Here is a 22,051-nt window from a genome sequence, read left to right on the forward strand (position 1 = left end):
ACGATCCCAGCGTTCCCTGAAATCCAAAATGACCAACATCTGTCTTAGTGCCGCGTTCCCTCTATTACTGTTAAGCGGTGGTTCCGTGGGTGCCGCAGAACTGCTGGAAGGCGGATTACCTGATACCTCAGCGTCAGAGTCAATGGTGAACAGTTCCAATCTTACGCTGGCTGCGGGTGATTTATATGTGTCCCCTAACGGCTCTGCCAACAATCCGGGAACGATCAATAGTCCTACGTCACTCGCTAACGCTCTGACTCAGATCGCCCCAGGCAAAACGATCTATCTGCGCGGCGGAACCTACAGCTTCTCGCAGACGATTACCATTGAACGCGGCAACAGCGGCACCGCCTCACAGCGCAAAAATCTGGTCGCCTACGGATCGGAAAAACCTGTCTTCGATTTCTCGGCTCAAGCTTTTGCTTCCACGAATCGGGGATTACAAATGTTTGGAGACTACTGGTTCGTAAAAGGACTTGAAGTCAAAGGTGCGGGAGATAACGGCATCTTCATCGGCGGCAGCTACAACCGCTTGGAGCAGATCGAAGCCCATCACAACCGGGACACCGGCATTCAGATCGGGCGTTATGCCTCTACGGCTGCCAAGAGTGAATGGCCTTCGTATAACGAAGTCATTCGTTCCTACTCTCACAACAACTATGACCCGGATGACGGCGAGGATGCGGACGGTTTTGCCGCCAAGCTGACGGTTGGTCCAGGGAACGTATTTGACGGCTGTATTGCCGCCTATAACGTAGACGATGGCTGGGATCTCTATAGTAAAACAGACACAGGCGCCATCGGCGCGGTTACGATCCGCAACAGTATTGCTTACGGCAACGGTGCCACCGCAGACGGAACGTCCACTTCGAACAGCGATGGTAACGGCTTTAAGCTAGGTGGCGAGAAAATTGCCGTGAATCACATTGTCGAGAACAATATTGCGTTTAATAACAAAAAACATGGCTTTACCTATAACAGCAATCCGGGTTCGATCCAGATGACCAATAACACCTCTTGGAACAACGGACAAAGTAACTTTGCTTTTGACAAAGGTACCCACATCTTCACCAACAACCTGTCCTTCCAAGGCGGCGCAAGTGACAAAACCAGCGGAACCGATGTCAGCAAAACCAACGTCTGGTGGAAAAACAAAAAAAGCGTCAACGACAAAGGCCTGCTCGCCAGCGTAGCCGACTTTGTCTCCCTCGTACCTTCGGTAACCCGTGCCGCAGACGGCACACCTGTATTGGGTAACTTCCTGAAGCTTGCAGGTGGCAGTGATCTGATTGGGTCAGGTACGCCAGCGGGTAAGAATATTGGAGCGCGGTAGGTATAGGTTGGTGAGATAAAAGAATAATTTATAAAGCAAAATCCCCTCCCCCATGCCAGCCTGATCGGTGGTAATGAGAAGGGGATTTTTGAATTGCTGTGTATTGTCTGCTCGCTCTCTGCTGGCTCATAAGGCAGATAGATACTCACGGTTTGGCTAAAACCTCAATCATCAGTCTGCCGCCTGTACGAAAACCTTGCTCAAACGCCGCTTCCACGTACATGGATGTGGACTGTCCAATCAAGTCGATCAGTTGCTCCAAGGCATCGTATTCTGTGTCCGGGAGCTTTGTTTTGTAGTTTTGCATGATGTCCGATATTTGGCTGTTAATTTCATGATACTCAGCCTGCTCAGGATGAATCGACTCGTCCAACCGTAGGTTCCCATGAAACAAATCTTCGATCAGGTTTGACATGTTATCCTTCATGGTAAGGTCACCTCAGGAAGATTGTAACTCAAGGGATGAGGTAGGATGGGAATTTAGCGTGAAATACGCTAGTATTTTTTATTGAGTCGAAATTAAACCATGCCTCAAACATCAAACGAAGCTTATCTTGCTGTAGTCAACGCATAAATAGCAAATATGAACGAGGCGAGTTGGACATTCCAACTTATTGATTTAGCTGACTGACTATTATCAGATCAGTACAGATTATCTTTTGAATCGGACGGATATACGGAAACCTTATCCTTAAACAAAAAAGTTCCCTGGCGAACATAATGACAATGAACTCGTATATAAGGCGCTTGCTAAGCAAAAGAAGTGACTGAACTGGTCGTTCACGGGAACCAGTTCAGTCACTTTTTTCTTTCACTTAAAACCTGGACTCTCTTGTTATCTTTGCATCATTTCATGGCTTAGTCTTCTCACAGGTCCAATCTGCTTTTCAAACATTAAATCCCAAATATCTAGACACTCTTGTGCTATACATTTTATCTCTGGTCTCGTATCTTCAGTAGTTTCATCATATAGTCCAATAACTAATTTAGAGATATCATCATGGATACCCCATAGACCTTCATATCCTCTAGTATCATTCTGAATTAAATAGCGACTCATTGATAATATTATATCTTTGAATTCAACTACCGATTTTGCCTCTTCTTCGAGATAATTTACAAATGCATGCAACGTTCTACGACTCAAATCTGAACTCATTAGTTCAATTAGAAAATCCTTATCTCTCTCCAAATCGATTAAATTATCATAAAATAATCTTGAGATCGGCATTTCTAAATCTAAGGTGCTTGTTTTAAATTTAAGAATAATATTTTTAACTAATGCATTGTACTCTTCTTTATCGAAATACAACATAAGCATATAAATAATTCCTTCAGCTTGTAATTTACTCATTTGATCTATGTTGTTCATTTCATTAACAAACTCATTTTTAAGGATGAACATCTCAGATAAACAATGTGCACCTGATCTAATTAGTTCCTCATCGTCGGAATCGTAACATTGTTTAATGATATTTATTATTCGTTGAGGATAGCGAGGATACAACAAAAAAAACATATTTCTTGTATCACGAAATCCAGCTAGTCTATAATCTTGCTCATAAAGATAAAGGATTTTTTCTGAAGCCCACTCCCTATCAATATTGTAGGAGGGCCAGAGTGCGAACAGGCTTGCATACCTTACTGCTGGGTTTTCATCCAATACTAACTTTTCAATGGTATCTTTAAACTCACTGAAAAGGTCGCTTTTTTTCCATAGTAAGTTAGCTATGGCTTGAGCTGCTTCACCTCTCACACAATTTATTGCATTACTTTGTAACATCTCAAAGCTACGCATTTCTTTATCCTCATTATTAGTCACATTTGGCTTTCCAATTTCCGGATTTTTGTGTTTAATTGCAATATTCTTAAGTGAATCCAGTATCTCCTGTGACCATCTTACATCATCACTTTTCTCAATCATTGTACATACAGAATTTGCTCTATATGAAGTGAAGTCAAATGAAAATTTCAAAATAATTGATTCTATTAGTTTTAATGGAATATTTTCAAATGTTTTACTATGTGCTACTCCGCTAAATAGCGAATCAATATAAACATCCAATATCGTATCATTACATGAGAGCAATAATTTTATCATTCTCTCAGGTTCTTCAGAAACGACAGTGCTAAAAGTGCTTGAAAAGGATCGGATCGAACTTTCTACAAAGCCTCCTGGAACCTCGTTCCAGCGCGAACCACTTTTTATTCTTAGTTTTTGATTAGTCAATATAGCTATCCATCTTTTATTACTGAGCTTTTTCCCAGCAATAGGCGAACTTACAAAGCCACCGTGTCCGTTGGAATACTTATATAAAGTAGTTTCATTTGTAAATCTTCGTCGTAACACCCGAATCAAATCTTTGGCTTTTTCGCTAAGTTGATTAAACGGCAACACTTCAAGGATTTCTTTTTGTAAATCCCCCCAAAAACTCCAATAAACTAGAGATCCATTATTTTCTCGGTTATATTCAATTCTATGCTGATAGTGTCTTCTAGCTAACGGAGATACGTAACTGATAACTGTCTTTTCTAGTAAGTCAAAAATAGATGACCTACAGTGTTCAGAATGCCTTGCTAGAACTTGTTTGGCTAACAGCAGCCGATCTCCGTTACCACTAGTGTTATCAAATATATTGTTGTCAAAATCATTGCATAAATATTCAATAATAGAATCACTGAACGAATACGGTAATTTGGTCATTCCATCCAAAATGATTTCATTGTACAAGTTGTTTCCTTTACCCATATATCCTTTATAACGTTCCCAGAATGTTTCTGGATTTGAGGAAATTATTGCTGCGTTTGCTTTTTTTATAATTTGAATACAAGCTCGCTCAAGGCCATTTCTGTGTGAGTTCCTTGCAGACCAATCATTAAAAGATGAGATTTCGTTCTCCATAGTTGGAACATAAGGTAGTAGTAAATTAATAACTTCGCTACCTTCCTGAATTAGAAATTCCGAATCTTCCAGTAAAAATTCTTCTTCGTATCTATACAAAGTTTGAGCATGACGTTTCAGTTTATTTTCTAAAAGAAATGCAAACACCCGTATTGTTCTCATCTCGCATTTTTCTAGCATTGCCTTAAAGTCAAGATAGTTTTCTGCCATGTTCGGATATCGGCGATAAAATTTCATTCTCAATTCGAACATCTCGTCAATATCCATATTAATATCATGTAAGAAACATCGCATGAAATTAGTATCATCTTCTTGTGATTGAAATGCATGTTTCTCTATAAATAGTGCATCTTCTACTTCATATTCAGGTGATTTACTAATAATAAGATTAATTACCATCTGTTTCTTCTCTTTATCTTCAAACCATCGATCAAGAATACCTTTGTTTCTAAGTAAATTAATATATTGAGGTTTGAAATTTACTACATTATTAATTATATGAGAAGCAAACATCTCATTTTCACAGTTATCAATTATATAATTTTGCACATTATGATCTAAATGTTCCAATTGATTTAATATTTCAAAAAAACAAACTTGACGCTGTATCGGATATTCTCAGACACAAGAATCTTTTGCCCAGCGACAAGAAAATCTGCACTGTCAAACTCTACTAAATTTTGTAACATCATCTGAACTTGATATCTTCTTCCAGGCGTTTGCTTCTCCTTGTCTCCAATAACATTTAATATGTTTTCGTTCTCATAATATTGTTTCAGCATCATCTCAGCCAAAAAGCAATCTAATATTGATTGATGAGCAAAAGAAATTTTATTTCCTTGTAACATCAGGAAACCGTTTGAAGATAAAAACTCCAAACTTGACCTGTTGACACTTAATAAATTTATAGGAATAGATATTCTACCTAATTTATCAAAATACTTAATAAGTTGCTCTTTAGTTTCATTAAGAGATCCCTCATTAAGTCCAAATTCAAAACATCTTTTTTCTAATTGTTTCCACCATTCTAAGACCAGATGATTTGCCGTTGAACATTCATTATATTCACTAGTATTATCTAAGTGTTTCCAAATATAAAGATTACTTGGAACTCGTAAAACTTCTTTCAATTTTCTTGTCAAGTTCTCATAACGATTACCGACAATAACTTTGACCGAATCATCAGGCAATTCATTGATTTGAAGCTTATTCCAATGCAAAGCTGTATTGTTGTTATTATCGGTTTTGAAAAGAGATTTAATATTATTATCATTTTCCAAGTCATATGTTCTACATACAAAAACTACTGAAATCTTATTTTCTCTTTCTAAATTTACTCTTTCAACTTGATCTATAATTTGAGTACACACCAATAGTGCATCCCTTGAGTGTGCTTGAGTCCAACGTAGTGCATCTAACTGATCTAAAATAATCACAGCACTCTCAGTCTTGGAAACACTATGGATACAATGAACTATAGAAGAGGGCAACCCTAAATCTTCACCCCATTTCTGAGCACTTACACTGGGAGTACGCTTATCTAATTTTAAAGCTATAAACGTTATAGCTTTTTCTTGACAGTAGTTAATAATGTCTTCTGTACAACCGCTTTTTCCTCTTCCAGCTTTTCCATGTATTATTAATGATTCTCCTGAACTTATTGCCTTTCTGCTCTCATGGAACTCCTTTCTTTCTATAAGTTGACTATTTAATGGAAGAAATAAAGAGGTATATTCACGATTTAGCTCTTCAAATCGTGGGATAATTCGTTTGTCTAATGCAAGATTTTTCAAAATCATTTTTCTTTCATTAATTAACTGATAAATGATGGATGGAGTAATTGGTTTCCCTAAGATATCTCCGTCTATAACCCAAGTAGCCAACGTTTCATATATCTTATTTTCATCGCCTAGAAAAAGGTAATTAATTCTGGATAATATCGTTCTTTTTAAATCACTATCTGGAGTCTGTCGATACGATATTCTCTTCAGAAGTGAAATGCACTTTATTAAATCATGATCCACTTGAGGGGTCAATTCCATTGATTTGCAAAAATTTTCAAAGAAACTTCTCAGTTCTTTACTGGCAGTAAGTATTTGAAATTGATAAAAGTCCTGAGGGGACGTGCTTGTATTATTTGCTCTATTAATTAGATCTTCTAATAGAGTGAATGCTAATGGAGATACTAATGAAACTGTGCTAGACTCATTTCTTTCTAATTGGAACTTCCAATTGGTGAAGATTCCTTTTGCATTAGCTGTGCCATAATCCCAATATTCTTTACTCGCATTTCGTCCTTTACATTGCTGTGCTTCCCTAGTGCCATTCTTTTGCCCGACCCAGATATCGACTCCTTGCTCGTCATCTCCAAGAGCTTCTAATGTAATATAATCTAGTTTTTCATCTAACACTTCAAGGATCTGATTTACTGTCCATCGAATTTCAAATTTATTTCCACTTTTATCTGATCTTCCTCCTAATTCATACGGCACACTTGAAACCTCCATTATCTTACATTATTATAAAAACCGCTTAATAACTAGAATTGATCCATGAACGTAAAAAAGAGACATTCTTGTCTCGCTGTGTAAAATAGAAGTGACGCCAACTATTCTACTTAGCGAGCAAAAGATATGTCTCATAATTATACGTCATCATTTAGAATTTAGTCTCTAGGATTCTGATAACACCAATCCGGGTCATACGGTAAAGATTTCAGTTTTTGTATGTCCTCCAAGCTGTATACCCAATCATTGTCCGCTATCCAAAAATAATCATCAGGATTGAGCTTGAGATATTCATGGATAAAGTTAAGTATTAACTCTTGATTACCATAAATATCTTCAATATGCCCGACTTGGCATAGGGATTCACTAGTATCTAAACCTAAATCTTCGTGATAATAAAATTCAGTACTCGGGCTACTTATGCTGTGAATATGGAAAATTAATGAGGATTCGTTGTCCCCTGTGAATGACTTATTGTTGATATTAAGCGTGGTATACAAAAACTCTCCTTCGTTTGTATACGTTTTGTTGTTATAGAAATAAAGAGCAGAGTCGGAATGAAAAGCTGCAACAATAGTATCAGCCAAGAGTTGCTCTGGAGAATATTTATCTTTGTTCGTTAAAATAACAGCTGAAGTACCCATATTTTACTTCAATACCCCCTTGAGTTCATCTAAAGAGTTCACAACAGTAACACCTTTAGATTTGATTAATTCCAATTTTATCAGATCATTCGGATGTGGATTAGTCAATGGCTTGTCGATATATAAAATGACCTTCTTCTGTTCATAGTTAAAGAAATCTTGGTGTTTTACATTCACGTATTTATCAAACTGTTCCACATCTGTGATGGCTTTCAATGATTTTTTAACTTCAATAATTTCATGTTTCGTTACTACGTCAAAATCCCCTGCCGGATTGCCATCAGCCCTTTGAATTTTTTGGCTGAAGGCTGTAACTTCCTTACTTTCTCTTACAGCGTAAGCTGCTTTGGCTTCAGTTGCTTTTCCTGAGTCCTTACTGTTTAACAATTGATCAATGTCTCGATTAATATTTTTGGGATGCTGATCATCCCAATGCAGAACATTACCAGCTGGATTAGTATATTTCGTTTTGTTTCCTTCTTTAACTAAACTACCAACATTAGAAGACTGTCCTTTAACGCTAGTACCTTCTTTCTTACCATTTCCTTTCCTAGCTTCAGCCGCTTCCAAATTCTTTTTAATCTTCGCCACCGCCGGATCAGAAGCAGGCAAGCGAAACGGCCCTTTCCGACCAGGCATACTTCCGCGAACCATCTGGAAAGCCATAAAGATCTGGCTGAACTTCAGGGAAGTCAGCATCATCTGAGCATACTTATCGGAGACAGGCTCGCCTGTGAAGGGATGGATTCTATTCTCCAAAGATTTAACCTGCAGTTTGAAAATATCTTCCTCTGGCGCTTCCACATGAACTCCTTGCATCCGGTCGATATTCACATTCCCCTGATCCTTCGCATAAGCCTGTACGGCCGTATAATCCAGCTCACCATTCTCGTTCACGGGTACCCACACATACCTACCATAGACATCGACTTTCTTCATCCGGTAGCCTTTATCCTCCGAACCCGCATCACTTGCTGAACTCTTCATCATTGCTGCCGCACCAACAGCACCAATAACACTACCCAGACTCCCTTTCTCCGCATCTGCATTCTCAAACCGAATCGCGATATCCTTTAACTCTTTCGAAGTATACACCATGCTCTCCAGTGCTTTCTGTAGTACGGGACGCGACCGCTCAAAATCATCATAAAAACGCTCCTGTGTCACACCCATCCACATGGCTTGAAGGAACATAATCTGCCTGGAGAGATTATCTTGGATATGCTCCAATTGTTGCCTCGCCTGATCCACCTGACTTGATACGTGATGCAACTGCTCAGGTGTTACTTTGATTGTACTCATCCGTTTTCACCGCTTATTTTTATGTAGGATATACTTATGTTAGCAGAAGTTTGATGGCAATTTCATCCGGCTAACTTCCTGAATTTTGATACATTATCCTGCACCAGATTTAACTACAATCGTGCTCAAGTCTTATAAATTTTTCTTTTTACTATGAATACAATCCATCTAACATTTTGTGTAATTTGTGAACATACTTGACTTCCTTTAACAACAAGAAGTACCATAAGTATATGGAATATATTTCAATTTAAATAATAATTTTGTAATTCAATATCAATTATCAGGCTTTACCTAATATATCATTCTGAACCTGCCAGAGCGCTCCAGCCTGCAGCTTTCTTCCCTCTTCGTGCTATCAATAGAAACAGATATTATGGGAAGAATCATTCTCTCAACGAAAGGAGGATACGTAGGTTTCCATCTGCAAGTTCATCTTTGTTACGTAAGCATGTGTATCTTTATCCGCCAGCTCATCCATTACAAGAAAGGTGGAATTGATCTCTATGAAAAAGTTATTTAGCTTGGCTCTTATTCTTGTTTTAGTCTTCTCGTTTAATGCAGCTGTCTTTGCAGAAGCTCAGACTACTCAACCTCAACCCAAACCTTTAACGAAAGAAGAAGTAGTAAATTCAAAAGAGTTCCTCGAAGCTGTAGAGGCAGCCAAAGCCGAGTTTAAAGCGTAGCAAGAAAATAGCGGTCCTGTGCTGCACGCACCTGCGCCAAAGGTATCACACATTAATGTATACGCTGTCGCTTCCCCTAATGGTGGTCAAAAAATTTACGGCTTCAATAGCAACCCGCTCTCAACTGCCAATGATCACGGCGGGAACTGGATACAGTGTATTACGTTCCAGATCGGTTATGACAGCTCTCACTTCGGCACACTCGCAGGAAATAAAATGACAAACAATTGGTCTGAACCTATAGATCTGGACGGTGATCGTGTTATAGATGCCTTTGCTCATTCTTGGCTATATGAGGCACCTAGTACGGGTGGGCAGTTCGTAGGAACCGTCTATTCCATTAACATTCCAACACAATGGACCGCTTGGATTAATGTTCGTTAAGTTCTAAAGCCCAACACAAAGCAGCACCAAATTAATAATACTGTACCCCGTAAAGAGACATTTTTAAAACGTCTACTTTACAGGGTACAGTATACTTCCCCTAATCAAAGCCTATGACATTGTTTATCGTCTTCCTCACTCTCCAATAAAATCTCATTCGGATTGTACACTTCAGTTACACACCCACTTCATTTCTTGTGATAGCCCTTCTGCAATATCAATCTTATAGACCTTATGTATGCCTAATTTTTCGGTAGTGGTTAGCTTGTATATTTCAGGTTTTTCTGTAGGTTCTAGAACAGTCCACTGCCAATCCGATCCTGGGCCCGTCGTGATGGCCGCGATCTCTTTTCCTTCACTCTCATGAAAAATGCTTTCCTGTATGTAAATCTTCTATTTCTACTGAGAGCTTTTTAGTATGGGGCCCCATGTATTGACCCGCTTTATGTAAAACATCAATATCTCCTCCAAGGTTGTACAATATCGTAGTCGATAATATTTGTACGATATAAAGGTCCGAGTGTAGTGCCATCCATTCAAAAAAACGAAAGAACTTTTCGATTTGCTCAATGTCACTATGCTCCTGAAGCAATCTTTCCACATGAGTAGACACTTCATCTCCGAAGAATACATGTCCTAGAAACTCTTGATTGAACTCCATATGCTCGATATATTGATCATTGAATTCCGGAAACAGTTTTAGAAATTGACTTATGAAGATGTCTTTCTCCATTATTCATTCTCCTCACTTATACACTTTGTCTCATCTGGTATTATCCTTCCTTCCAATCAATAACTCTACTTCATCCGATAATTGTCTGGTTCGTTCACCCATATATTTTTGAGCTTCTTTAAATATAGTGATGTCATCGCCAATTCTTGTTAAAATGGTTGTGGTTAAAACTTGTCTACTATAGAGATCCGCTTCGTTCGCTATATCCTCGAAAAACGCAAAATATTTAACAGCCTTACTGTTGAATGCTTCCAACTTCAATTGATTAATTACTTCACTAGTGACATGATCGCCGAAAAAAACATGGGCTAGCTCCTCATTGTATTCTGAGATATGCTCTTGATAGGCCGCTTCAAACTCAATTTCACTTTTGTGTGCCATCTCATTTTCTCCTCTAAGTTACTTCTTTAACAAAGCCAACGCCTCATCAAACATCTCATTTGGACTTACATCTTTGCACTGCAATATAACATTTATGCAAACCTGTTTCTGCTGCTCGCTTAATTTCTCCGCCACCTTTTCAAATAATAGAAATGACTGCATCCTTACTTCCAAACTCGCATCTCCGATCAATGCCACAATGATCTCGATATCAGGCTCATAATGCATTTCTTCCATTGCGTATAGCAGAGTGCCCCTGCTCCTTCTCAACTGAGCATTAGAAAGAGCATCAATTAGCGGATAAACCGCTCTATTGTCTCCAATGTCTTTTAGTGCGATCGCCACTTCATTTCTGACAAGAGCATTCTTGGTTTCGGTCAAAATATCAATTAGAAACTCAACTGAAGATCGATCTCTTTATAGTAGTTCAATGTTATGATTCCAATGGTCTAAATAAAAGGTAATATTGGATCTGATATTTAACTTTTTCCAATCCTTTTTATCAATCGGAAAGGTTTCTTTGCCAAAAGCAAGAGATATAACGTGAATATAAAAGTAACCCATCATGTTCAATCATTTTAGCAATCACTCCTGTCAAAGGGTCTTTTGTCAATTCTTTATTAATTGAAACGATGTATAGATATTTCCCCTCGTTAAGATACCTATAGGTTATTTCATCCCCTCCTTTTAGCTTGCTGCATGATGGACTTTCGAATGTTTCTGTCTTCGTTCTGTTGTGCCCTTTTGACAGATCGCTAACAGTTACCTTACATGATGAATCACCCTGTAGTTCAACTGAAACAATGTGCGTAGTTGATTCTATCGGCGTAAGATCATTCATTGAATACCATATCCAACCTAGTCCTGCAGCGATCAAAAACATACCGATGAGTAATGCTTTTTTCAAAAAAGTATCCTCCTTTCAGAATCTCTATTTCAATTTCAAAATGGAATCTATTATGTAATCCAAATTAAAAATAGTTGCTAATATGAAGCTCTTGAGTATGATTCTAACTGATATTACCTTTAAAACATGTCTGCTATTCTCTGAATCTATAGATCCTGTTAGAAAAATATCGCCCAAGTAATTATCCCTAATTGTATTTTTGATTCGATCCAAAGACATACACTAACCTCTAAGGGGACTCCATACTAATAAGTGTAAAATATCAAAAAAAGCCACAAAAATTGCGACTTTTTTGATTTCTTATTCACATCTTCACTTAATTTTCATGGTCGATTTAACCTTACTCAATCCGTATAACATTTTTTCATTCATCAGATAAATTAAAGATTCAATTTCTACTTTTGCTCTATAGTTTTCTGGATTCTTTACGAACATTTCATTGGTTTCATTTAATATAACCACTTCAAATTCACTTTCTTTAATTATAAAATGATCAGTTAATTCTAACTTATCTCCAACGAGAGAATGAGTTAGAAAGTTAACTATATCTTGAATTGAGTATTCCTCAACCTCAATATCTATAAAGGATACTAAGGTATGAATAGCGCCATTTTCATTACTCTCATAGAATTTTATTTTATTAAACATATTCAATAAGACACGCTCCTAATTTTTTTTTGGATAGGCACTCCAGATATTCCCCAATTCATCAACAACAATTTTGATGCTTTTTTCATTTCTAGTACCTATTATTTTACCTGCATCAATTATTATTTCATAAGATTTTTGATTTAATGAGCCAAGAGATCCATTATTGTTTGTAACATTCTTTATCTTACCTTTTTTGATGGCATTAGTAATTAATTGTTTAGCTTCTGCTTCCGTAGCAACATTAAACCTCGTCCATGATCCAGTACCACCCGATAGATGCTTGTTTTTTACCCAAATGTTTGGAATGCTCTTTTTTAATGCCGTTTTTCCGAGAGTGGTTACACTTGTGCTAAAGACTGTATAACCTCCAGTTAGACCTCCACCTACTATTGTGGCCCAAAATACTTTCATTTCATAAAGGTTTTGTCCACTTTCGTATGCATCTAATAATTGGCTTTTAGCTAGAATAGCATGGGAAGGTGAATTAATAAGTGCGCCACTGGTTTGTGTTAGCTGCCCATATAAATTATTGAATTTCACACCTTTGTCATTATAGACCTTCGTAAAAACCTTACTTAGGCTCGGTTTAACAGAGTTATCCCCTTTCATTGCTGCATCCAACATTTTTTCAATTTCATAATATGTTGAGGTTTTACTATGCCCACTCGGATCCACATATTTCAACGGATTGTTATGAACATAAGAATACAGATTCAAACTCAGTGGATCGTTGAGTTCCCCTTCATACGTATCCTCACCGATGAAACGGGCCATGCCTGGGTCGTACCAGCGAGCTCTCAAGTATTGCAGACCTACGGTGTCATCCCAATATTCTCCTGCGTAGCGAAGTACATTCGGAACCGATTCTTCTTTGGTTAACGGTCCGCCCCAGATATCGTACGTGTAACTGTTTAGAACTTCGCCTGCATCGTCTACAAGACCAACGACATCTCCATGTCCGTTCAACTGGTAGTATTCCAGTTTGCCCGTCTTTTTGTCCTGACGAGCCCATAGCTGCCCATACAAGTCATAGATATAAACGTAAGTAAGCTCTGATTTTCCTGATGTTACTACAGCCTCAGCCATCAGTTTGGCTTCTTCGTCATAGTAATACCGAATGGTTTGCTCGCCTTCGGTACGTTCGTACAACAATCCATCACCGTTATAGCTATAGGTTACGGTTTTACCTTCTCCGGTAGCTTTAACCATACGATTCTGACTGTCATACGTATACTGTGCATCCTTCAGACCGTATATTTTTCCGCTTCCGGTACTGTATCGGTTACCGTTCTGGTCATAGGTGTACGTTTCTTTTTGCGTGCCCGTTTCAGTCTGAATCCGGCTCAATTCATCGTAAGTGTATTGATCCGTTTTTCCGTTTTGGGTACGGGTCGTAATGTTTTTGTTACCGTCGTACTCATAGCTAAACTGTTGAACTGCGGAAGCTCCTTGAGAGACTGTAACCCCCGACAGGTCATATCCGTTATACTGGTAGCTGGTACTGATCCCTTTACCAAATGACAGTTTTTCCAGTAAGCTATTCGGTTTGTAACTGAACGTCATACGATCTACCGGTGTTGTTCCCGATGAAGCAAGAGCAGAAGCTCCTCCTGTACCCGAGGCAATATCCATGGAAGTGACCCGATTCATCGCATCGAGGTCGCCGTGAATACGCAGGGCTTGTCCCTTTACATCGGTTAACGTGTATCCCAGACGTTGCTGCGTATTATTTTCATAACTCAGCTGTGTTCCGTCTGGAAATGTTAATCCGTCCAACATTCCATCTGATTGCTGATAGCTGTACGTCGTTTTGCCATGGCCGTCGGTCATTGAGGTTCTGCGCCCAACAGCATCATACGTATACGATACGCTCGTATCTGGTGCCTTCATGCTTGTGAGCATGTCGTCACTGTTGTACGTATATTCGGTGACTTTTCCAAGTCGATCCTGCTTTTTGATCAGATTGCTTCTTTTATCATAGTAATAGCTGGTTGCATAGCCATCCAGGATAGGCGGTGTCTGTTTAATCAGCCTTCCCAGTTCATCATACTGTTTGGTAACCGTCTGACCGTTCGCTGATACGACCTGAGTCGTCTGACCTTGATAGCTGTAGAAATAACGGCTTGTCTCTTGCTTCGGTGTTGTTGCCGTTGCAATTTGACCAATAGCATCATACGTATACGTTGTCCGTTCGCCGTTACCATCTATAGATGCCGTCACATTGCCATCCAGATCATACTCCTTCTGTTGCAATGGAACGTATGCACCGTTCTGATACTCTTCCATTACTGTCACGCGGCCCAATACATCTCTTTTTTCTCGGGTTTTGTTGCCAGCAGCATCTTCATACGTTACCGTACGATCTACAGCGTTATAAGCTGTGTTGGCCGTGGTCGTATCCGGGTATTGAGTCTTGGTTGTTCGGCCCAACGCATCTACGACAAATCGGGTTACATTTCCTTCAGCGTCTTCAACCGCTGTGACATTTCCTTCTTCATTATAGGCATACTTATATGTAGCCTCTGCCGTCTGTTCTTCTGCCAAAAGACCTAACGGATTATACCGCTCTTTGGTAACCATACCGTCCGGGGCGGTGTTGGTAATTATATTTCTAACATCATCATAGGCAGTGATTGATTTTGTGCCATCCGCATGGGTGACTTGAAGAACCCGCCCTGCTTGGTCATACTGATACGTTTCTTCTTCACCGGAAGCATCTGTTACTTTTTTCAGTTCACTAGCACCATTATATTCGTACGAATCAACGTAAGGAGTTGCCTTCCCGGCAATATCATTGACAATGGTTGTCCTTGATTGAACCAAATGTCCTGCATTCGCATCATAACTCAGCGTCACAACGCGGTCTTTAGCCAGATAACCCCCTTTATCCGTTGTCGTGACAACTCTGCCTTTGGCGTCGAATTTGATCTCGGAGTCAGATAATATCTGTCCTCCGTATCCGTTTTTGGTTACACTTCGTAATACAGCTCCTTGTCCATTATAAGTCGTTTCTGTGTATCTTTCTAACCTGTCATTAATCTTAGTCGTTGTACGAATAGGTTTGATCCAAAAGTACGGAGACTTCCCGGTTTCATAGACATAAGTGGATTCTTGTCCTGTACTTTGCTTTTCGGAAGTGACCATTCCATTCGTATCATACGTCATCGTAGTGGTCAGCTTATCTCCTGTACGCCCACTTTCGCTAGTCCACTCTGATTGTTCAGTTGGCAGATTCCGTTTATTTTGACTATCGTATTTATACTCCGTGTTATAAATGACACCATCTGCACTTAATTCATGCTTGTCCACCCGGACTAAATCCGGCTGTTGAGCTGCACTGAATGATTTGGAGAACTTCCATGTATCTATCATACTTCCTGATTCTACTTTCGTAGTCCATGATGCGGATTGACCGTAAGACTCCAGATCCTCTCCAGAGTATTCAAAGTTCACTTTATCCAGAGTACCTTCACCATCAGTCGAGCTATAATGACTCTTACGCTCTCTGACTTTGTATACAAATTGTACAGAAGATGTTCCAACCTGCTTCAAAGCCGGTATGTAGGCATAATCTGTTATCGCTGAGGATGGACTCGTAATGCGCGACAACAGCGCCGTATGCATCACACCATGTGCACTCTGATCTTGTTGAAGCTCCGGTAAAAAGTTGAATTTGGCTTCTGGATAATAATACGTATAGGTCGTTGTTCGATCCAGTGCATCCGTAAACTCTCTCAGAATACGAATATTTCCGTCCTCACGCTGTGTATAGGTCACTTTCCGATCCGTTCCAGCAAGCTGAACAGTGATTTTCAGATCGGCATACGTAAATGCCAATGCTTGACCTTCGCTATTTTCAATCCGTGAGATGACTCGGTTACCATTCGAGGTTGCATATTTAAAATTAATCGTATTTCGGTAAGCATCTGTAATCTGCAGCAAATCTCCTGTTTGTGTAAACAAATACTCATACCCGTTTCGGATGGATAAACGATAGCTGCTGGCTACCCCATCGACCGTTACAGTTGCATCTTTTTTAAGTGAAATATCATTCCATACGTAACCTTCTAGTTCCAAATTTGCGTTTAAGCGATAATAACCTGCACCTGGAACATAAATGTATTGATTCTCACCACGTTGATCGATAAAAGGTAAATCCCAACGCCAGCCCTGACCGAGTCCTGCGGCTTCTTCTTTACGCGGTGTTACCGCATTAGAATACGTTTGAGTCGCTTCGTCATACTCCACACCAAGTTGTCCATTGGCTCTAGCCGTATCATAAATACGTGTCAGATCGAAGGGAATCAGACCCGGAAGTGACAGATCGGCACTTTGAATTATCATCTCTCCTGTAGCAGTTGAGATGGACTCAGCTCCATAAGACGTCATATACCGGGATGCTTCATCCCGAAGATCGACATGATCAAGCCCTGTTTGATCCACGGTTGTTCCTTTACCTGGAACTTCATCGTCAACCGCACTGGTTGAAAATGATTGTGTTGATAGGGAAGGACGCAGTTCCTCCATTGGTAGTGGTTCGCTGATTTCTTGTGTTTCAAGCCATTTCTCAGCAGCCTCGCCGCCTGTGCGATCTGTCTGTAAAGCTTTATACAACTGGTACAGCGAGTAACCTTGATCTAGTTTTTTCTCAATCCATTCCTCTTGAATACCAAACTGCTCTTGCAAACTATGAATTGTAATGTAGGTAGCAGAAGGAAGAGAGTCTCTTCCTCCTGACGACGATGCCGCTGCAGCCTGCCCTTCATACGCAAAAGAGCCAAGCCCACTAAAAACCAATATGGCACATAACCAAATAATCGTTAATTTCTTAAACACTCCATCACCTCAACCTAGTTTTAACAATCATTAATTAAATGGGAAAATTTTCTTTGTTCTTTTCGTTAAATTACCGTTACGGTCATACTCAAATACAATCTGATCTCCTGTATACAGCACCACTTTAAGCAATTGGTTCGCATAACCATATTCGTAGCTGTTATCGTTGCGAATGTTCATCCAAGCCGCTTTAATGGCTCCTTTTATCGGTTTGCCATCCTTTTCACTCAGTTTGAGATAGTATGTTTTTCCACCCTGCAGATCCCATTCAAGCACGGTATATTGCTCGCCATACACCTGCTCCTGATCTACAGAAGACACCAGAGGTATACTGAGCTCCTTGTCTTCATACAATTCAATTCGAGGTTCGATGGAAAAATCGTCTGTCTCCTTGATTGCAATTCGATATTTATCAGAGCTATAGGGACTGAAACGGTAGTAGATATTACCTTGCTGCTCTTTCGGAAGTTCCGTTTCTGTATTCTCGTACAAAGTTAGAAACTCTACTTCCACTTGCTTGATTGTAAAATTACGGTAAGGACCAACAAAGTGTATCTTTTGGGATGATACGTTATGCACCTGGATGTTAAACTGCCCAGGAACGAGTTGTACCCCTGTCGTATTTTTCCCTTCACTAACAATCATTTGGTTCTGATTTCGAATAACATAGTCATAGGCTGCTCCTTCCAGTGAAGACTCCGAAAGAAGAATTGCAGTATTCGTTGATTTGTTAGAAAACGATACGGTGTTATTGGGCGCCAAATCCTGTTTGATCAGTGCAGGCTCCTGACTGGTACGAGCTGTAACAGGCGCGTCAAATCGAATTGTTACGGGCTCTGAAGATACTACAGTTACAACAAGTGTGGCTCCAGCTGGAATATCCCATGTTGCATGACTTCTACCTTCAACAAAATATAATGCCGTATCGTTGGCATCATAGACTGTATAATCTACCACGGCATTTTCTCCTTCAGTTCGTTGAAGTTGAGCCGTTTTCGCACCTGGATTTGTGAAGATTGCACTCTGTCCCTGGCTGATCGTAATTTCTGTTTCAGGGGAAGGCACCTGGTCATCTTCTCCACGGAAAATACGATAAATCCCCCCAAATGTTATCGGTTGCTCGGAAATATTAGTAACGACAATTTTTCTACTTCCCAAGACAAGCGGATCAAACGCTACTGCCGTCCTCATGGATGATTCCGTTCCATCTGCGTTATATACGGTATAGTCAAAAACTTTCTGCTGGCTGCTAGAAGCGTCGCTTCTAATTCTCTTTGAATCTGAGCTTATATTTGTAAAGGCATAACTCTCTCCTTTGTTTAACGTTACACGCAAATAAGCCGGTTCCTGGCTATCTACTACAGAAAAATCATCTGTGTATTCAAATAAGACAGGTGTACTTCCTACTACAGTAACAATTGCTTCTCCGCCAGATGGAATATTAGCAAGATTGCCATTGTTATTAAATTTGTCAGTGTATGCTTTGCCGTCTGATTTGTACACAACAATGTCATATAGAGAACCTGCCAATTTCGCATTACTACGGATTGGATTCCAGAGTGAACCTCCGTTATGGAATTTCACCGATTGTCCCGGTTCAACAGTAATCTTACTCAAGGCTTCATTAGGCCGATCCTCTACATCAAAAATCGTATAAATAGCCCCCATGGTAACAGGCTGGGCGGATACACCTGTAATTACGGCTTTATTTCCGTAAAAAACAACTGGTGCAGTCGATGTTGATTTTTTGGTACTGCGTTCCGTACCATCAGGGTAATAGGTTACATAATCAAATAAACGAGATTTGTTAGCCGATGAAGCATCACTGTCGAGGTATTCTCGACTGTTACCATAGTTCCAGAAAGTCACACTCTCTCCTTGGTTCAAGGTTACACGGTGATGGGAAGGTTCCATGCTGTATTCAAAGGAAAAATCATCGGTGTAACTGAATTCAATCGGAACTTGTCCTGCAACGGATACAATGGCGTAACCTTGGGAGCGAATCATCGGATTGATATTTTTGTTAAAACCATCCGAATGAACAACATCTTCCGACGTGTACAGTACATAATCAAAAACAGCTCCGTTGGCACTGCTTGCATTATTTTTTATTGGATTGGCCAATGATCCATTATTCCGAAAAATAACAGATTCGCCAGGGTATACAGTCACTCTTGTTATTGCATCTCCGCCAGCTCTCTGAACATCGAAAGTTCTGTATGGCACACCGTAAGTCACAGGTGTCGAGGTTACCAGTGTCACCACAGCTGTTCGGCCCGCAGCGATCGTCGGCTTTGTGGTTGAATTGGTCCCGGTCGTACTTTCTGTACCATCGGGAAGATAAACAACGTAATCATGTTTATCTTTAGAGGTTCCATCACTCTGAAGCGCATCCGATTTGGAACTAATATTCGTAAACTGATAACTCTCTCCTTGATTCAAAGTTACTCGTGTATACGCTGGCTCGTCACTCCAGTCACCCGTGTATACTTCATAGGGAAAACCAACACTAACAGGCTGTGAACCTGCACCTGTAATAATAACTTCATTTCCTCCAGCAACTGAAGGCTTGCCTGTAGTTTGGAAATTTGAACTTACAAGACTACCATCTTCTTTGTAAACAGCGTAGTCTATCTTCTTATCCTGGGTTGTAGAAGTACCCGCACTTAAAACTCTTGACTGTGATCCTTCATTGAAGAAGCGGTAACTTTCTCCTTTGGATAAAGTCACTCGGTGCATCGCAGGGTTTGTGGACACACCATAGGAAAACTCCGGTCGAACCGTAACGGTGAAAGGATTTTCTCCGCTTGATGTAATTACGATTGTGTAGCCTGCAGTTACCGTTATATTGCCAGTAAAGTCTAAATTATCACCTGAGATATTTCCGTCCGGTCTGTAAATGGCATAATCATATGCACTGCCTCTTGAGGCTGCTGCATTGATACTTAAACTCCTGGCAACACTCCCAGTATTCGTGAATGTATATGATTCTCCCGGATTCATAACTAATATCTCATCCGCCAAGGCTGCTGCCTGGGTAGTGAACATCTGCTCTCCGTATGTATCATCTGTCACCGTGAATGGGTCTTCCACTTCTAAATGTTCTTCATCTTCATTTACATCCTCAGGTTCTTCATAGAAATCTGGGTCCCAACCCTCTACATCCACCTGCTCTAACAACACAGCATCCTCCATAGAATTGTTAGGCTCAATCCCCGTGCTTTCGGACGTTATTATTGAAGCTGATGGATAAGAAAATGCATAACCGCTGGTTGGAAGTATGGTTCCAATAGCGAGCCAGAGAACCAGAAAAATAATAAAGCCTTTTCGTAAATTCATGAAATTTCCCTTCCTCCTTTATATTCATCTTCCAGTTCATCCCTTAAAAGAGATAAACATGGTCGAAATATAAGTATCGTCATTTCCCTTAATTTAGGTAATAGTAAATTAGTCCTCAATTATAGGGACTATTTTCCTTTTAAGGGTGTGGATAAAACAAAAAGGGCCGCCAGATGGCGACTCTTTGATGGAATAAAATTGATTGTTATTCTTTTACTTATAAAATAGGCTTCACTACTACTTTTCCTCTGAATAAATAAACACATAAGTGCTCTCATCCGATTGTTCTTCCGAGAAAACAAACGCTAACCGATTAAACCTTTTGATATCTTCCACTTCTGTGATCTTCCGCTCTGCCATATACCGCACCATCTCACCTCTCGCCATTTTGGCGCGGGTAGCCTTCTCCACCAGTTTTCCGTTAACCATCTGTCCAAATACACATGTGACAAACCGGGTTTCTTCTCTAAGAAAAGGAGTGATGTTTTTGCTGTACTCTTTGGAAGCCAAATTTAGAATGCAGTTGCTTTCCGCCTGAAGCTGATCAGCCAGCTTGCTGCCCCAGAACTGGTAAAGAGATTTGAACCCCGGCCCTTGCAGCTTGCCCTGCATCTCCAACCGATACGGGGTAACCCCGTCCAAAGGACGCAGCATGCCATAAAACCCGGATAATATACGCAAATGCTGCTCCAAATACGCCAGCTCTTCCTGCTGAAGTACACCTGGTGCCATATATTGATACTGAATGCCCTCATACGAATAGATGGCTGGTGTAAGATTTTCTTTTACATTCATGTTCCGAATCCGCTCCATATTCAGTTCCGCAATAGCATCGTTGCACTTCCACAGCGTCTTGAGGTCGTCATAGGATAACGTCTGAAGCAGACTCAGGAGTTGTTCTGACTCTTTTATAAATTGCGGCATGTGTGCGCTAGCCATCAGATCGGTATCGACCTTCATCTTTTTCGCTGGTGATATAATAATCCTCATCGTTTCTAATCCATCCTTAATCTACCGTTATTATGTCGTTATTTATTGTACAGGATTAGGCAGATGAATCCAATCGTGTGGCATATTAAGCTCGCGTCTTCATAAAAGTTTACGAATTCGGATCAGGCGCCAGCTGAATCCATTCATCTTCTCTATAGTAGTAGATATGCTCCTCCGGATTGTCTTTAAATTTAACAACAACAGGATACATCGGCATTTTACTACGGCGAGCTTTGATACTTATAATCGCATGTTCATCTATTCCTTTTTCAACCGTTAAATACGTCCTCAAATTATTCTCAAGTTTCTTCATATCACTCTTGTAGGAGCCATACCAAGCAAAAGAAGCAATCACTATGATTGTGAATACAACACCTATCCCTTTCAGGTATTTCATGTTTTCTCCACCTTAATCCTTCCTGTATTGGTTGCCGTATACTAGAGCGTGTAGCTTGC

The 22,051-nt window shown here is 40.0% G+C and carries 16 protein-coding genes and 1 pseudogene; 3 read left to right on the plus strand and 14 right to left on the minus strand.

The window, feature by feature from the left end; all coding sequences use genetic code 11:
• Positions 1-142 precede the first annotated feature (142 nt).
• Complete coding sequence (locus IEW26_RS02165; protein WP_229729684.1) at positions 143-1,333, plus strand: right-handed parallel beta-helix repeat-containing protein; 1,191 nt, start codon at positions 143-145, stop codon at positions 1,331-1,333.
• 145 nt (positions 1,334-1,478) lie between these two features.
• On the opposite strand, the gene IEW26_RS02170 is transcribed toward IEW26_RS02165, so the two are convergent.
• The 5 genes from IEW26_RS02170 to IEW26_RS02190 all read right to left on the minus strand — a co-directional run bounded on the left by IEW26_RS02170 (position 1,479) and on the right by IEW26_RS02190 (position 8,688).
• Complete coding sequence (locus tag IEW26_RS02170; RefSeq protein WP_188591132.1) at positions 1,479-1,760, minus strand: DUF6809 family protein; 282 nt, start codon at positions 1,758-1,760, stop codon at positions 1,479-1,481.
• Between the two features lie 408 nt (positions 1,761-2,168).
• Positions 2,169-4,805 (minus strand): hypothetical protein, encoded by a 2,637-nt coding sequence (locus tag IEW26_RS02175; RefSeq protein WP_188591133.1) that lies wholly within the window; start codon positions 4,803-4,805, stop codon positions 2,169-2,171.
• Between the two features lie 5 nt (positions 4,806-4,810).
• Positions 4,811-6,727: a hypothetical protein gene (locus IEW26_RS02180; RefSeq protein WP_188591134.1), complete on the minus strand. Its 1,917-nt coding sequence runs from the start codon at positions 6,725-6,727 to the stop codon at positions 4,811-4,813.
• A 173-nt stretch (positions 6,728-6,900) separates the two neighbouring features.
• Positions 6,901-7,386 (minus strand): hypothetical protein, encoded by a 486-nt coding sequence (locus IEW26_RS02185; RefSeq protein WP_188591135.1) that lies wholly within the window; start codon positions 7,384-7,386, stop codon positions 6,901-6,903.
• A 3-nt stretch (positions 7,387-7,389) separates the two neighbouring features.
• A complete protein-coding gene (locus IEW26_RS02190; protein ID WP_188591136.1) occupies positions 7,390-8,688 on the minus strand; it encodes a WXG100 family type VII secretion target in 1,299 nt (432 codons plus the stop codon).
• Positions 8,689-9,194: 506 nt separating this feature from the next.
• On the opposite strand from IEW26_RS02190, the gene IEW26_RS30180 reads away from it, so the two are divergent.
• Positions 9,195-9,374, plus strand: coding sequence for a hypothetical protein (locus IEW26_RS30180; RefSeq protein WP_229729609.1), 180 nt, complete (start codon positions 9,195-9,197; stop codon positions 9,372-9,374).
• Positions 9,375-9,392: 18 nt separating this feature from the next.
• Entirely contained in the window at positions 9,393-9,758 is a 366-nt protein-coding gene (locus tag IEW26_RS30185; RefSeq protein ID WP_229729610.1) for a DUF4879 domain-containing protein, read from the plus strand.
• Between the two features lie 361 nt (positions 9,759-10,119).
• Here IEW26_RS30185 and IEW26_RS02200 read toward each other — a convergent pair whose 3' ends face one another.
• The 9 genes and pseudogenes from IEW26_RS02200 to IEW26_RS02240 all read right to left on the minus strand — a co-directional run bounded on the left by IEW26_RS02200 (position 10,120) and on the right by IEW26_RS02240 (position 21,992).
• Positions 10,120-10,491 (minus strand): DUF7674 family protein, encoded by a 372-nt coding sequence (locus IEW26_RS02200; protein WP_188591137.1) that lies wholly within the window; start codon positions 10,489-10,491, stop codon positions 10,120-10,122.
• A 30-nt stretch (positions 10,492-10,521) separates the two neighbouring features.
• Positions 10,522-10,872 (minus strand): DUF7674 family protein, encoded by a 351-nt coding sequence (locus IEW26_RS02205; RefSeq protein WP_188591138.1) that lies wholly within the window; start codon positions 10,870-10,872, stop codon positions 10,522-10,524.
• Between the two features lie 18 nt (positions 10,873-10,890).
• A pseudogene (locus tag IEW26_RS02210) lies at positions 10,891-11,274 on the minus strand (HEAT repeat domain-containing protein); the annotation flags it as partial.
• A 100-nt stretch (positions 11,275-11,374) separates the two neighbouring features.
• The gene (locus IEW26_RS02215) at positions 11,375-11,779 is read right to left on the minus strand and encodes a hypothetical protein (RefSeq protein ID WP_188591140.1); all 405 of its coding nucleotides are present in this window, start codon (positions 11,777-11,779) and stop codon (positions 11,375-11,377) included.
• Between the two features lie 312 nt (positions 11,780-12,091).
• Positions 12,092-12,433, minus strand: a complete 342-nt coding sequence (locus tag IEW26_RS02220; RefSeq protein ID WP_090922637.1) for a hypothetical protein — start codon at positions 12,431-12,433, stop codon at positions 12,092-12,094.
• Positions 12,434-12,445: 12 nt separating this feature from the next.
• A complete protein-coding gene (locus IEW26_RS02225) occupies positions 12,446-17,266 on the minus strand; it encodes an RHS repeat-associated core domain-containing protein (protein WP_188591141.1) in 4,821 nt (1,606 codons plus the stop codon).
• A gap of 30 nt (positions 17,267-17,296) precedes the next feature.
• Positions 17,297-20,605, minus strand: coding sequence for an RHS repeat domain-containing protein (locus tag IEW26_RS02230; RefSeq protein ID WP_188591142.1), 3,309 nt, complete (start codon positions 20,603-20,605; stop codon positions 17,297-17,299).
• Between the two features lie 237 nt (positions 20,606-20,842).
• Positions 20,843-21,595, minus strand: a complete 753-nt coding sequence (gene yaaA / locus IEW26_RS02235; protein ID WP_188591143.1) for a peroxide stress protein YaaA — start codon at positions 21,593-21,595, stop codon at positions 20,843-20,845.
• Positions 21,596-21,704: 109 nt separating this feature from the next.
• Complete coding sequence (locus tag IEW26_RS02240; protein ID WP_188591144.1) at positions 21,705-21,992, minus strand: DUF3139 domain-containing protein; 288 nt, start codon at positions 21,990-21,992, stop codon at positions 21,705-21,707.
• Positions 21,993-22,051: the final 59 nt, after the last annotated feature.

Source organism: Paenibacillus silvae (genome assembly GCF_014639235.1).
Taxonomy (GTDB): domain Bacteria; phylum Bacillota; class Bacilli; order Paenibacillales; family Paenibacillaceae; genus Paenibacillus; species Paenibacillus silvae.